General features: G+C 68.0%; 11 protein-coding genes and 3 tRNA genes. 7 read left to right on the forward strand and 7 right to left on the reverse strand.

Annotated features, from left to right (window positions below; genetic code table 11):
• Positions 1-126 precede the first annotated feature (126 nt).
• The 3 genes from CSX12_RS03000 to CSX12_RS03010 all read left to right on the forward strand — a co-directional run bounded on the left by CSX12_RS03000 (position 127) and on the right by CSX12_RS03010 (position 3014).
• Positions 127-411 carry a hypothetical protein gene (locus tag CSX12_RS03000; RefSeq protein ID WP_124894806.1) on the forward strand — a complete coding sequence of 95 codons (285 nt, stop codon included), beginning with the start codon at positions 127-129 and terminating at the stop codon, positions 409-411.
• 168 nt (positions 412-579) lie between these two features.
• Entirely contained in the window at positions 580-1698 is a 1119-nt protein-coding gene (locus tag CSX12_RS03005; protein WP_206427150.1) for an acyl-CoA desaturase, read from the forward strand.
• Positions 1699-1856: 158 nt separating this feature from the next.
• Positions 1857-3014 carry a hypothetical protein gene (locus CSX12_RS03010; RefSeq protein ID WP_124894807.1) on the forward strand — a complete coding sequence of 386 codons (1158 nt, stop codon included), beginning with the start codon at positions 1857-1859 and terminating at the stop codon, positions 3012-3014.
• 390 nt (positions 3015-3404) lie between these two features.
• On the opposite strand, the gene CSX12_RS03015 is transcribed toward CSX12_RS03010, so the two are convergent.
• The 3 genes from CSX12_RS03015 to CSX12_RS03025 form a co-directional block, all read right to left on the reverse strand.
• Entirely contained in the window at positions 3405-4802 is a 1398-nt protein-coding gene (locus CSX12_RS03015) for a cell division initiation protein (RefSeq protein WP_124894808.1), read from the reverse strand.
• Positions 4803-4997: 195 nt separating this feature from the next.
• On the reverse strand, positions 4998-5558 hold the full coding sequence (locus tag CSX12_RS03020) for a hypothetical protein (protein ID WP_124894809.1): 561 nt from the start codon (positions 5556-5558) through the stop codon (positions 4998-5000).
• A 39-nt stretch (positions 5559-5597) separates the two neighbouring features.
• Positions 5598-5903, reverse strand: a complete 306-nt coding sequence (locus CSX12_RS03025) for a hypothetical protein (protein ID WP_124894810.1) — start codon at positions 5901-5903, stop codon at positions 5598-5600.
• Between the two features lie 124 nt (positions 5904-6027).
• On the opposite strand from CSX12_RS03025, the gene CSX12_RS03030 reads away from it, so the two are divergent.
• The 3 genes from CSX12_RS03030 (at position 6028) to CSX12_RS03040 (ending at position 8648) form a co-directional block, all read left to right on the forward strand.
• On the forward strand, positions 6028-6303 hold the full coding sequence (locus CSX12_RS03030) for a hypothetical protein (RefSeq protein ID WP_124894811.1): 276 nt from the start codon (positions 6028-6030) through the stop codon (positions 6301-6303).
• Positions 6304-6432: 129 nt separating this feature from the next.
• Entirely contained in the window at positions 6433-7767 is a 1335-nt protein-coding gene (locus CSX12_RS03035; protein ID WP_124894812.1) for a VCBS repeat domain-containing M23 family metallopeptidase, read from the forward strand.
• A 38-nt stretch (positions 7768-7805) separates the two neighbouring features.
• Positions 7806-8648, forward strand: a complete 843-nt coding sequence (locus CSX12_RS03040; protein ID WP_124894813.1) for a transposase — start codon at positions 7806-7808, stop codon at positions 8646-8648.
• A gap of 37 nt (positions 8649-8685) precedes the next feature.
• Here CSX12_RS03040 and CSX12_RS03045 read toward each other — a convergent pair whose 3' ends face one another.
• The gene (locus CSX12_RS03045) at positions 8686-11073 is read right to left on the reverse strand and encodes a glycosyl hydrolase family 65 protein (RefSeq protein ID WP_124894814.1); all 2388 of its coding nucleotides are present in this window, start codon (positions 11071-11073) and stop codon (positions 8686-8688) included.
• Between the two features lie 224 nt (positions 11074-11297).
• Here CSX12_RS03045 and CSX12_RS03050 point away from each other — a divergent pair, with 224 nt between their 5' ends.
• Positions 11298-12515 (forward strand): Fic family protein, encoded by a 1218-nt coding sequence (locus CSX12_RS03050; protein WP_241160552.1) that lies wholly within the window; start codon positions 11298-11300, stop codon positions 12513-12515.
• A gap of 165 nt (positions 12516-12680) precedes the next feature.
• Here CSX12_RS03050 and CSX12_RS03055 read toward each other — a convergent pair.
• The 3 genes from CSX12_RS03055 to CSX12_RS03065 all read right to left on the reverse strand — a co-directional run bounded on the left by CSX12_RS03055 (position 12681) and on the right by CSX12_RS03065 (position 12998).
• A tRNA-Phe gene (locus CSX12_RS03055) sits at positions 12681-12753 on the reverse strand.
• 69 nt (positions 12754-12822) lie between these two features.
• Positions 12823-12896: transfer RNA gene (locus CSX12_RS03060), tRNA-Asp, on the reverse strand.
• A gap of 29 nt (positions 12897-12925) precedes the next feature.
• A tRNA-Glu gene (locus CSX12_RS03065) sits at positions 12926-12998 on the reverse strand.
• Positions 12999-13113 lie beyond the last annotated feature (115 nt).

A 13113-nucleotide genomic window follows, 5' to 3' on the forward strand; every position in this document is an offset into this window, starting at 1 on the left:
CGGCCGCCACGTCGCCACTGATCAGGGCCATCACGGACCGCGCACATCGATGCGTGCGGAATCCGCCCTCGGTCTCACATCTTGCGGAGCGCCTCGCGTGTCCGCCACACAGCAATGAGCATCACCATGAGCACCACCACCGTTCCCCCGTCCGATCCGTTGACCTGGAAGCAGGCCGACACCGATGTGCACGTCGCGACCCGCGGCGGCGAATTCGCCGGTTTCGTCGAGTTCGACGGCGCCGCACACCTCGTGCGCGACAACCGCGGCACCGAACTCGGCGCCTTCGACTCCCTCGACGATGCGTTCCGCGCGCTCGAAGAGGTGCACGAGCCGGCTCGCCGCGAGTCCGTCTTCACGCCGATCCTGCCGCGAGCCTGGCGCCGCCGGCCGCGCCGTGCCCGCGCCTGAGCGACCGTTCCGGCACACGACGGGCGGCCTCTCCTGCACAGGAAATGCCGCCCGTCAAGGGTCCCCGATGTATTCCCTGACGCGTATGCGGCGCGGGCTACTGTGAGGTAAGCGTTGGGCGATCGCCTTGGGCTTCCACAGCTCAAGGGCTCCGATCGTCAGGAGAAGATCATCTCCCTCATACAGATCGACACGAACGCGTCGACGCTCGGTCCGGTTCGCCAGACCTACTCCGGCAATGCGGAGTTCCCCCCGATGGCACAGGCGTACAAGCAGGTGTCTCAGGTGGTCAAGGAGATGGGACTGCTGCGACGTGCGCAGTGGTTCTACGCCTCCGTCGCCGCGGGGATCGTGCTCGCGCTGGGCGGACTCGTCACCGGGTTCATCCTGCTCGGCGACAGCTGGTTCCAGCTGCTCATCGCGGCTGGCCTGGGTATCGTCTTCACGCAGATCGCCTTCCTCGCCCATGAGGCGGCGCATCGGCAGATCCTCAGCTCCGGCCCGTCGAACTTCCGCCTGGCCCGCATCCTCGCCGGCAGCATCGGCATGAGCTACTCGTGGTGGGACTCGAAGCACACCAAACACCACGGCAACCCCAACCAGGTGGGCAAGGATCCGGACATCGAGGTCGACACGATCTCGTTCCTCGAGACGGATGCGGCGCAGTCGAAGGGTCTGGTCCGGCTCATCACCCGCAAGCAGGGCTGGCTCTTCTTCCCCCTGCTCACCCTCGAGGGACTCAACCTCCACTACATCGGCCTCAAGCACCTGCTGACGAAGCCGAACGTCAAGGGCCGCTGGACCGAGCTCGGCATCATCGCGCTGCGCTTCGCGATCCTCCTGGTCCCCGTCTTCCTCATGCTCCCGCTCGGAATGGCCTTCGCCTTCCTCGGCGTGCAGCTCGCCGTGTTCGGCGTCTACATGGGGGCGTCCTTCGCCCCGAACCACAAGGGCATGCCCATCATCGACCCGAGCGCCCGCCTCGACTTCTTCACCAAGCAGGTGCGCACCTCCCGCAACATCCGCGGTGGATGGTGGGCCACCTGGCTGATGGGCGGACTGAACTATCAGGTCGAGCACCACCTCTTCCCGAGCATGCCGCGGCTGCACCTGTCGAAGGCACGCGAGATCGTGCGCGACTACTGCGCCGCGAACAACGTGCCGTACACCGAGACCAGCCTCGGACGGTCGTACCTGATCGTCATCGAGTACCTGAACCGGGTCGGTCTCTCCGCCGGTGCCGATCCGTTCGACTGCCCCGCATCGGCGCAGTTCGGTCGGGCGTAACCCAGACTCCACCCGGACCCGATCCGGGAACGACAGAGGCGCGAGCAGGTAAGCCTGCTCGCGCCTCTGTCGTTGGAGTTAGGCGACAAGGTGGGTTGCCCGCTTCTCTTCGCATCGCTAGCTTGAAGGTGACATTTTAGTCACTATCGAGAGGGACGATGACGATGGAAACCCTGGAAGCTGCTGCGTGCTTTCTGCGGGTCGCCCGCACGAACGCGATTGGGCGGAAATCGATGACACTCCGCTGTCTGTGGTCACCGCTGATGGCGGGCTTCGTTGTCTGTTCGTTGGTCATGGGGGCGGTGTCTCCTGCAATCGCAGAGGAGCAGACCGATCCCGACGTGCCGTTGCTTGACGAGATCCTCTTGGACGCTGCACCCGTCGTCGCGGGAGACAGAACTGGCAACACCGCAGCCGTTGATGGGGTGACCGCGGTAGTCCCCGAAGAGTCCTCGGCGCCTATGACCCTTCAAGCAGACGGAGGACCTGAAGTCGCAGTCTCGCTTCCTGAGGCCGAGCAGGTCGAGGCCGCCGATGCGGAAGGAGCAGCGGCCTCCTTCGATTTCAGCGACGGTTCCCGCATTGTCCCGGTGATACGCAACAACGGAGTGGCTCAGATTCTGTCCGTACTGAACGAAGAGACGGCACCAACCTCCTTCTCCTACCGAGTCACTGTCGACGCCGGTGGGTCGTTGACGATGCGTGAGGACGGCGGAGTAAGCGTGCTGGACTCGGTTGGCGAGGAAGTGGCCATGGTCGGATCCCCATGGGCGAGGGACGCCGAGAATCGAGCGATCCCAACTCGATTTGAGATCAGGGGTAATGAGCTCACTCAGATCGTAGAGACGGTGGCCGTCGATGAGGTCGCCTATCCAGTGGTTGCGGACCCGGCCGTGAGCGTGAAGATGACGAAGTACAAAATCACCGACCTCGTCAAGACGAACAACTGGACCAACAAGTCCAAGCAGTTAGGAGTCTGCAAGATCCAGGCAGGTGGCGGGGGTGGGAGGTGCACTATCTCCGCCTCGTACAAGGTTGAGTCGTCAGTGAGCGCAGCGTTCGGAGCAACATCTGCTTGGGTGAGTGCCCAGATCGGAATGAACGCGTCTTACTCGGTGTCAGGGCGCGTCTCGTGGACATCCGGCATCGCCCCTGCCCGGACTACGTTCAAGGCATGGACGGTCGGCACCCGAGCTGCATATAAGGTCCAGAAATGGGCGGGGTACAAAACGCTCGGCATGAGTACGCCCAATTGGAAGTTGGTCGGCACATCCGCGACCCTCTCTGCTTTCAGCCCCGTAAGGGCTTCGCTGTAGGGAAGTGATCGCGATGCTCGTACGCGCTCCCGGGTCCGTGCGCCTGACCATCTGGGTTCTTGCTTGGGTGTTCCCGCTCGCCATATTCGTCACAGGGATCACTCTGACGGCAGTAGGGGACATCACCGTCTGGCATCTGATTGCGAGCGCAAAGGGTGTGGACACCGAGGAAAGCCGGACTCTCGCTGTGTGGCCAGCGGGTCTTGTGCTCCTGGGCGCCGGGAGTCTCGGCATCATGGCCACGACACTTGCAGTCGGGCTCACTTTTTCCGCCACGCCTCGACAGTGTTCGGTGGCCGCACAGCAGCCCACCAGCTGACCGCGCCCACGGTCCCTCGGGGCACGTGTTCTCCGTCGGGCGCAGAGCCGCGACGGAGACACGTCGTGCGACTACTTGGAGGACTTCTTCTTGGTCTCCACGACATCGATCGTGATCTTCTCGAGCGGGCCGTCGTCGAGCTCATCCTCGAGGACCTCGTCGCCGAGGAAGCTCTCCTCGGAAGCGGCGGGGGCCTCGTCCGAGGAGACGGCGGGCGTCGACGCGCTGTCCGCGTCGTCGGCTGCGGTGATCTCGGCCGGCACGGTGTCGTCGGAGAAGATGCCGTCGGGGCGGATGAGCTCGCGCACCTCGGCCATGAAGCTCGTCAGCTGCTGCTGCTGCCAGCGCAGCTGCCGCGTGCGGTCCTCGGCGTCGCGCAGCACGGCCGTCGTGTGGCCCGTGACCGAGTCGACGATCTTCTGCGCCTTCGCGCGGGCGCGCTCCAGGGTCTCGCGGGCGCGCACCTGGGCGTCGGCCTCGATCGCCTGAGCCTGCGAGCGGGTGAGCCGCTCGTAGTCCTCGGCCCTGGCCGAGATGCGCTGCGCATGCTCGAGAGAAGCGGCGACCTGCTCGTTGGCGTCGTTGGTGATGCGCTCGGCGTGCGCCACGGCCTGGTTGTGCAGCACGAGGAACTCCTGCTGCGCATCGTCCTGACGCCGGGTGAGGGTCTCCTCGAACTCCAGCACGCGGGCGTTCATCTCGCGCACCTCGCGCTCCGCGTCCGCACGCAGCTGCGTCGTCTCGCGGGTCACGAGAGAACGGAGGGCGGCGGCGCCCTTCTCGGCCTCGGTCCGGATCGCCGTGGCCTCCTGCGCGGCCTGGTTCACCTTCTCGGCGGCGTGCGCGGCTTCCCGCTCGATGCGGGCCTCGTGCGCGGTGTACTCGGTGTCCATCTTCAGGCGCACCTGATCGGCGTCACGCTCGGCCTGGGCTGTGATCCGCTCGGCGTCGGCCTGAGCCTCGGCACGCTGGGCCGTGACCTCCTCGCGGGCGGAGGTCATCAGCCGGTCGGCCTGCACAGCGGCGTTCTGGATGAGGACGTTCGCCTGCTCCTCCGCGACGCGCAGGATCGCCTCGAACTGCTGACGCGACGGCGCCTCCTCGCCATCGGCCTGCGGGGCGTCGACGAGCTCGGAGGTGAGGGTCGCGACCTGCTGCTCGGCATCCGACGCCTTCGCGTTGGCCGCGGCGAGCTCGGCCTCGAGCGCTTCTCTGGCTGCACGCTCCTCTGCCCGGACGGCTTCCACGGCGTCCTCTTCGCGAGCCTGCGCCTCGGCCACGTCGGCCGCCGCCTGCTTGAGCTGGTTGCGCAGCGCGGAGAGCGCGGCATCCACCTCGCCCTTGTCGTAGCCGCGGAAGCCGACGGTGAACGCGCCCTGCTGGTCGCGCGGGGTGGTCTCGATCAGCTGGTCGAAGAAGTCCGGCGAGCGCTCGCCGTCGCGGTCGGCGGTTCCGGAGGATTCGCTCATGGGGTTCATGCCTTTCTGGCGTGGCCACACCGGAGCAGGACTCCGTCCCGGCGCGGCGGGATCATGATGTGGACCGGAGGAGGTCGTGAGGGCGCACGCCACCGCCATGACCCGGCGGAGGCCCGGCGGGCGGGGCGCGCCTCCCAGCCTAGTTGCGTCCGCCGGATGATGTGAGTGCGGTTTCGGGCGAGGAGGTCACCGCCCGGGCCCCGGCCCGGATGAGGTTCCGTCCTCCCGCGCCCAGCGCGCGTCGCGCCCGTCGATCAGACCCTCCTGTCGGAAGCCGCCCTGCTCGCCTGTGGAGACAGGGATCCTGCGAGCCGCTGCCGCGGAGGTCACGCGGGAGCGCAGGTCTTCCCAGAGCGGTACGGTCCGCGGGCCGTCGAGGTACTCGCGGAACGTCTCGACCTGCATGCGGGTGCCGTCCGGAACCCGCACGAGTCGCACGATCGTGTCGTCGGGCTCCACGAATCGGATGCCGTAACCGCCGTCGCTGCGGACGGTGAAGTGCTGCTCCTGCTTCGCGACGGCCGCGGCGATGATCTCTCGTGCCACGGGCTCGGGAGCATGCACGACCAGAGTGGAGCCCAGCGTGGCGAGCGCCTCGGCGCGCTTCGTATCGAGGAACCGCCGTCCCCAGCTGCGACCCGCCATGCCCGCGGCGCGGTCCGACCGGCGCTTGATGATCGGCCAGCCGATGAGCAGCGCGAGGATCAGGATTCCGAGGAGGAGGAACGGAAGAAGGTCGGCTGCCACGGCGGGTGGAGCTCCGGGTCGGTGACGGGGTGCCGGTCGTCAGCGAGGGTCGATCAGATGATCGAGGACGAGCTCGCCCGAGGCGTTGAGCGCATGCATCATGTCGGCGACCAGACGCGCGTCGACAGGAGGCGGATCGGCGCTCTCGAACCCGAACTGCAGGGGGATGGCTGGGTGGATCCACACCGAAGCGCGCTTGTCGACGCCGTCGCCGACGGGGCGCCACGTCATCATGAAGCTCTCCTGCCGACGCAGCTTCGTGGCGACCACGATCTTCAGATGCGCGAGCGTCGTGTCCTCGATCAGGATCGGATCCGAGGTCCCGTCATAGCGGAGTCTTCCCATGCTTGCACGGTACACCCAGAACGCGCTCTGCCTCTTCTCGGGCCATCGCGCAATCCCCTTCTGTGCGGGCGACCCGATCGGTACCGTCGCCCGAACGACATCCCGGGTATGAGGAGGAGGCCAGATGCAGACGATGGAGCGGACCCGGATCGCGTTCAACGGGGCGGAGTTCTTCCTGGCGCAAGGCCAGGATGTCCCGGACCTGCGGCGTCGGATCGAAGAGGCGATGCGCGCCGGGGGCGGCTTCGTCGAATTCGTGGTGGTCGGCAATCGTGCGGTGAGTCTGCTCATCTCCGCGGCGACGCAGGTCGCGATCTCCGTCGAGACCGTCGAGTTCGACGGCCGTGACACGGGCGACGACAGCGCGCCGTACGACAGCGGCGACTTCGACCTGCTCTGAGAGGCTTCTGCCCTGGACCGCATCACCGGCTTCCCCGGCGGCGCGCACGGCGGGGGCTCGTCCGCCCTGGTACGGTGACGGCGGAGGGCATCACGTCCCTGGGGCCGCCGGACAAGAGAGAACGCCGAGATGAAGCGACCGTCCCGCCTGCGTTTCGCCCGCATCGGGATGATCGCCGTGCTCGCGGTCGTGATCGGCTCGCTCGTGCCGTCGATGTCTGCGAGCACCCCTGCTTCCGCGGCCACCGACGGCCGGATGGTCTATCCCGCCTCCGGGAACATCCAGTCCAAGGTCGGGGACGGCTGCCGCGGCAACTACCGCGCGCACGACGGCATCGACATCTCCGGCGCGGGGGGAACCCCGATCGTCGCCGCATACGATGGCGTCATCAAGTCGCGCACCGTCAACAGCGGGTACGGCAACTACACCGACATCGAGCACCCCGGCGGCTACGTCACGCGCTACGCGCACATGGCCTCTCCGGGGATCTACGCTCCCGGCACCCGCGTCGGCCGCGGTCAGCAGATCGGCGTCGTCGGCAACACCGGCAACTCTCCCGCCTACCACCTGCACTTCGAGCTGCGGCTGAACGGTGCGGTCTACACCGCGGTGAACAACGGCTTCACATGCCTCGCGAACGTCTCGCGCGGCGGAACCATCCCGCTGACCGTCCCCGGACTCGCCACGGGTCCCGGCCCGAAGTCCCCGACCGCCGCCGCCGACTACACGGGCGACAAGAAGGCCGACCTTCTGATCGTCGCCGGGAACGGCGACCTGCGGCTGCGCGGCGGGAACGGGGCGGGCGGCTTCCAGCCGGCCACGACGCTGCTGGGCGCCAACTGGGGTGGGACGCGACGTCATGTCACGCACACCGACTTCAACAACGACGGCAAGGCCGATGTGCTCGCCGCCCGGTCCGACGGCATCCTCGAGTTCTACCCCGGCAAGGGCGGAGGCGCGCTGGGCTCACCGGTGGCCATCGGCGACGGCTGGTGGGACATGATGCACGTGGCCTCCGGGGCCGACTACACCGGGGACGGCAAGCAGGACATCCTCGGGGTCTCGCGCAACGGGGTGCTGATCATCTACGCCGGAAACGGGGCGGGGAAGTTCGGAAGTCCGCACACGACGGTCGGCAGCGGCTGGCAGGCGTTCCACTTCGTCATCGGCGGCGACTTCGACAACGACGGCTGGGGCGACATCATCGGTCTCCACTTCGACGGCACCCTGTACTTCTACGCCGGCGTACCCAACGGCTTCGCCGCGCGGCGCGCGGTCGGATCGGGCTGGCAGGAGTTCACGGCAGCGACGGGAGGCGTCGACTACGACGGAGACGGCCGCGCTGATCTCCTCGTCCGCACGCCTTCGGCGCAGCTCTTCCTCTATCCGGGACTCGGCGACGGCACGTTCGGCACCAGGAAGCTGGTCAGCGCCGACTGGGCTGACCACCTCACGATCGAGTAGCTCCGCGTCCGAGCCGCGCGGCGGCGTATCGTTGGCGCATGGCCGATCCCACGTTCGAGGAGATCGCGGCCGCGCTCTACTCCGGTCAGCCGGACGCCTTCGTCGCGTCCCGCAAAGCCCGGGCAGAGGAAGCCGGCGCCCTCGCGCCCCGCATCCGCGCGCTGAAGAAGCCCTCCATCGCGGCCTGGGTCGTGAACGTGTTCGCGCAGGAACGGTCCGGGCAGCTGGGGGAGGCGCTGCAGCTGGCCAGGGAGCTCCGCGAGGCGCAGGACGACCTCGACGCGCCGGCGCTGGCCAAGCTCGGCCGGGACCGGCGCGCCCTCACCCGACGGCTGGCGGCGACGGCGGCCGAGCTCGCCGCGTCCCGAGGTGAGCGCATCACGCCGGCGACTCTCGAGTCGGTCGAGCAGAGCATCTCGGCGGCGTTCTTCGACCCCACGGCAGCGAGCGCCGTGGCCTCGGGGCGGTTGGTGCGCGCGCTGACTCCGTCATCGAGCGAGGAGGAGATCCGCGACGCGGTGGCGGGAGAGCTGGATGAGGGAGATGCCGCGCCGCCGCCGCAGCCGCCGGACGAACTGCAGGCCCGGAGGAAGCGGCGGGAGGCGGAGCGCCGTGTAGCCGCTGCGGAGAAGGAGCAGGCCGTCGCAGAGCGAGAGCTCGGCAGGAAGGACTCCGCGCTGCAGAAGCTGCGGTCGACGGCGGACGAGCTGTCGGAGCGGGTGGCGGACCTGGAGGCGCAGCTCGAGCGCGCCCGCGCGGAGGTCCGCCGCGTCGAGCAGGAGCTTCCCGAGCTGGAGTCGGCTCAGGCGGAGGCGGCGAAGCGCGTCGAGGAGACCGGGGACGCGGTCGAGCGCGCCAGGACGGACCTGGCGTCGCTGTAGCCGCCCGGGACGCCGCGCGCTTCGTCGACGCGGACCGTCACAGAGCGAACGCGACCGAGGCGTCGCGCGGCGCCCGGCCGCGGGGTTGCGACGGCCGTGCTCCGCGATCTCGCGCGCGGGGGATCTCCCGGGTGACGGGATGCCCCGCGTGGAGCTCGACCTCGGCGTCGAAGTGACGGACGGTCAGGGACGGTCCCTCCTTCAGAACGTAGGTCACGGTCGCGGGCAGGACCTCAACGCGGAGCACCTGCCCGTGGATCCGCACGCCGAAGTTCAACCCGCGAACGCGGTCCGGCAGACGGGGCGAGAACCGCAGTCCGTCGTCGGTGTCCCTCATCCCTCCGAGGCCGGCCGTGATCGCCGTCCACACTCCGGCGAGGGCGGCGATGTGCAGACCGTCGCTCGTGTTCTCGTGCAGGTCGTCGAGGTCGAGCGTGGCCGCTTCCGCCAGGTAGTCGTAGGCGAGGTCGAGCTGCCCCACCTCGGCGGCGATGATCGCCTGGACCGCGGCGGAGAGCGAGGAGTCCCGGACCGTGAGCTCCTCGTAGTACCCGAAGGCGCGCTCCTTCTCCTCGGGTGTGAACGCCTCGTGCGCGAAGAACAGGGCGAGGACCAGGTCCGCCTGCTTCACGACCTGTTTCCGGTACAGGTCGAAGTAGGGGAAGTGCTCCTGCAGGGGGTACTCCTCGGAGCTCGTGCTCTCGAAGTCCCAGCGTTCCTGCTCCGTGAATCCGGCCGACTGGGGGTGCACGCCGCGCGCCTCGTCGAACGGAACGCACATCGCGTCCGCCGTCCGGCACCACTCGTCGAGCTCCGCCTCGTCCACGCCGAGCGCACCGGCCACCTCCGGATGCCGCCGCGCCGAGGCGACCGCTCCGCGCAGGTTTCGCTGTGCCATGAGGTTCGTGTACACGTTGTCGTCGACGATGGCGGAGTACTCGTCGGGTCCGGTCACACCGTGGATGTGGAAAACGCCCGCGGAGTCCGCGTGGCCGAGGGAGACCCAGAGCCGGGCCGTCTCGACGAGCATCTCGAGTCCCGCTTCGCGCTCGAAGGCCTGGTCGCCGGTCGCCCGCACGTAGTGCAGCACCGCGCCGGCGATGTCGGCGTTGACGTGGAAGGCCGCCGTGCTCGCGGGCCAGTATCCGGAGCTCTCCCGCCCGTCGATCGTGCGCCAGGGGAACGCGGCACCGCGCAGGTGCAGGTGCTGCGCGCGTTCGCGGGCGTGTCCGAGCGTCGAGTGCCGCCAGCGGAGCGCCTGCTCCGCGGCATGCGGTGCGGTGGAGGTGAGGACGGGGAGCACGAACCCCTCGAAGTCCCAGAAGGTGTGACCCTCGTAGCCGGAGCCGGTGAGCCCCTTGCCCGGAACCGAGCGGAGCTCCGCGCGGACGGACGCCTGGAACACCTGGAAGAGCGCGTAGCGCACGGCCTGCTGCAGCCGCGGCTCGCCCTCGACCTCGACGTCCGCGCAGGCCCAGTAGTCGTCCAGGCGCGCGCGCTGCTCGCGCACGAGCTCGTCCCAGCCCGCGTGTCCGGCATCCGTGACGGCGGCTTCGGCGCGGTCCCGCAGGCCGGAGGGGGACAGCGTCGCCGACCACTCATGGCCGACGACCTTGATCAGTTCGACGTGCTCCCCGGGCGCGAGGACCACTCGGACGGTGGTGCGCGCGAGTTCCGGAGACGCGACCGTCGTCACGGCCGGCTCGGCGGATCCGGAGGTCGTGACGGCGTGGTCCATGCTCACGGCCACGGACAGTCCGCTCTCCCGTGTTCGGTGCACGAGGGTCGCCGTGGTGCCGATCACATCCGAGTCGAGGCCGACCAGCGGCGTCGTGAGGAGCTCCTGCACGCGCGGATCGGAATGGGTGATCGGGAGCGGCTCGTTCGGCAGGGCCTCGGACTGGATCGTGATCGCGACCTCGTGAGACACGGCGTGCACGCGATAGCGCACGGCCGCGACGGCGCGCCGGGAGAACGACACCAGGCGCGCCGACTCGATGCGCACCCGCCGGTGCGTCGGCGAGATCCAGTCGGCTTCACGATGCAGGACACCGTCCTGGAAACCGAGGCTCCGTCGGTGATGCACGAGCTCGCCGGTCCGCACGTCGAACGGTTCGTCATCCACCAGAAGGCGGATGAGCTGACCGTTCTGCACGTTGATGACGGTCTGGCCGGAATCCGGATAGCCGTAGCCCTCTTCGGCGTACGGCATCGGATGCTCTTCGAACACCCCGTTCAGGTAGCTGCCGGCGACGCCGCGGGGCTCCCCCTCGTCGAGGTTGCCGCGCCATCCGACGTGGCCGTTCGACAAGCCGAAGACGGATTCGTCGTGCGCGAGGCGCGAGGCGTCCAGCCCGTCCAGGGCGATGCTCCAGGGATCGACCTCGAAGCGCGGGCCGGCGGGGGAGGTGCCCGGTGCCGTCACAGGGTGCTCCGCAGATGGAGGGCGTGCACGTCGAGCGATCTCCGCTCGTGGGGTGATGCGATGACAGTCATGTGAGCCCTCCGCCGGCGACCATTCGCTTCCGACAGTACCGGTGCCATCCCTGAGGCGTCTGAGCCGGTGCGCGCCTGCTCCATGCGGCTTCCGGTGCGCTTAATCAGGTTTATGCGCTCTAAACCTGATTAGTTCATGCAATACTCGGGGCTATGGACATCGTCACGAGGGAGATGGGGCACGGCGTCTGGCCGGCGCACACCGTCGAGACGCGCCCATGGCGTCAACAGGCCCGCGGTGGCACTCGTGCTGATCGCATGCTGACGTCCGTGGACGCCGCGGTCCCGTCGAAGATCTCATCCCTCGACTACGTCCCGCCTATCGCGACGATCGTGGTCTCGGAGTCGGCTCTGCTTGCGGTAGCGCAGGCGGACACCGACGCGGAGGGACATTCGGCTGCGATGAGCCGGTTCATGATGCGGACCGAGTCCGTTGCCTCGTCGAAGATCGAACGCATCACCGCCACTGCTGTGGACTACGCGAAGGCCCTCGCGGGAAACCGTTCGAACAGTTCGGCGACGAGCATGGTGGCCGCGAGCACCGCGCTGCACGATCTGGTGTCGGAAGTCGCCATCCGGGGAAGGTTCTCGCTGGACAGTCTTCTCGCCGCACACCGGGCGCTCATGAAGGGCGACCGCGACGAGGCCGACTACGCGGGGCGGCTCAGAGACATGCAGAACTGGATCGGTGGAAGCGACTACTCGCCTCGTGATGCCCTGTACGTGCCGCCGGCGCCGGAACGCGTGCCGTCGCTCATGGAGGATCTCGTCGAGTACCTCAACCGCGACGATGTTCCGGTGATGGTGCAGGCGGCGATCGGTCACGCGCAATTCGAGTCGATCCACGCATTCACTGATGGCAATGGCCGTATCGGGCGTGCGCTCGTCTCGGCGGTGCTTCGGCGCCGCGGAGTCACCCGAAATGCCGTGGTGCCCCTTGCCAGCGGGCTTCTCGCCAAGCGCGATGACTATTTCGCCGCGCTCGGGACGTACCGACAGGGTGACCCGGCCCCGCTGATCGACCTGTTCTCGCGTTCGGCCCGCGTGGCTGCCGTGTGCTCGCGCGAGTCCATTGCCCGCATCAAGACCCTGCCTGATGAGTGGGCCGCCGAGCTCAGGCCGCGGGCGGACTCCGCTGTCGCAGCCCTGATTCCCGCCTTCTACGATCACCCGGTCATGGCTGCCGCGGAGATCGAGAAGCGCTCAGGCGCGTCGGAGCAGCAGACCTACCGAGCGATCGCGCAACTCGCGGATACCGGCTTCATCCAGGAGATCACGGGCCGCAAGCGAGATCGTGTCTGGGTCGCCGCCGAGCTTCTGGCAGAACTCGACGATCTCGACCGGCGGATCCAGGTTGAGATGGTGGGTTGAGGCCACTCCCTCCCACCAACAGCGCGCCGCTCCGGTGCCGAAGGCGGACGAGGTGTGACCGTCCGGTCCCGGCCAGAAACCGAATCCTCACCAGGGGCAAAGCAAAACCCCCGCCATGTAGAAGCTAGGCGAGGGTTTCTGGGCTGATTGTAATGATCAGCCTTGTGGCTCCGACCGGCATCGATCCGGTGACCTTTCGATTTTCAGTCGAACGCTCTACCAACTGAGCTACAGAGCCGCGCGACCGGCGAACCTGTCGCGTCCTAGACGAAGAGCCCTCTCCGAAGAAAGAGCTCGTCGCACGGAGCGACCCTGACGGGACTTGAACCCGCGACCTCCGCCGTGACAGGGCGGCACGCTAACCAACTGCGCTACAGGGCCATACTTGTTTTCAATTGTATCGGAAGGTGTGACCCCAACGGGATTCGAACCCGTGCTACCGCCGTGAAAGGGCGGCGTCCTAGGCCGCTAAACGATGGGGCCGAGTCAGTCCCGGGGGACTTCCTTGCCGACGCTCAAGCATAAGGGATGTTCTGCGCAAATCGCGAATCGAGGGCGCGCCGCCGCCTCCCGGGCGTGTTCCGGGGGGACGATGAGG

The sequence above is a fragment of the Microbacterium sp. Y-01 genome, from assembly GCF_003856715.1.
In the GTDB taxonomy this organism is placed as follows: domain Bacteria; phylum Actinomycetota; class Actinomycetes; order Actinomycetales; family Microbacteriaceae; genus Microbacterium; species Microbacterium algeriense.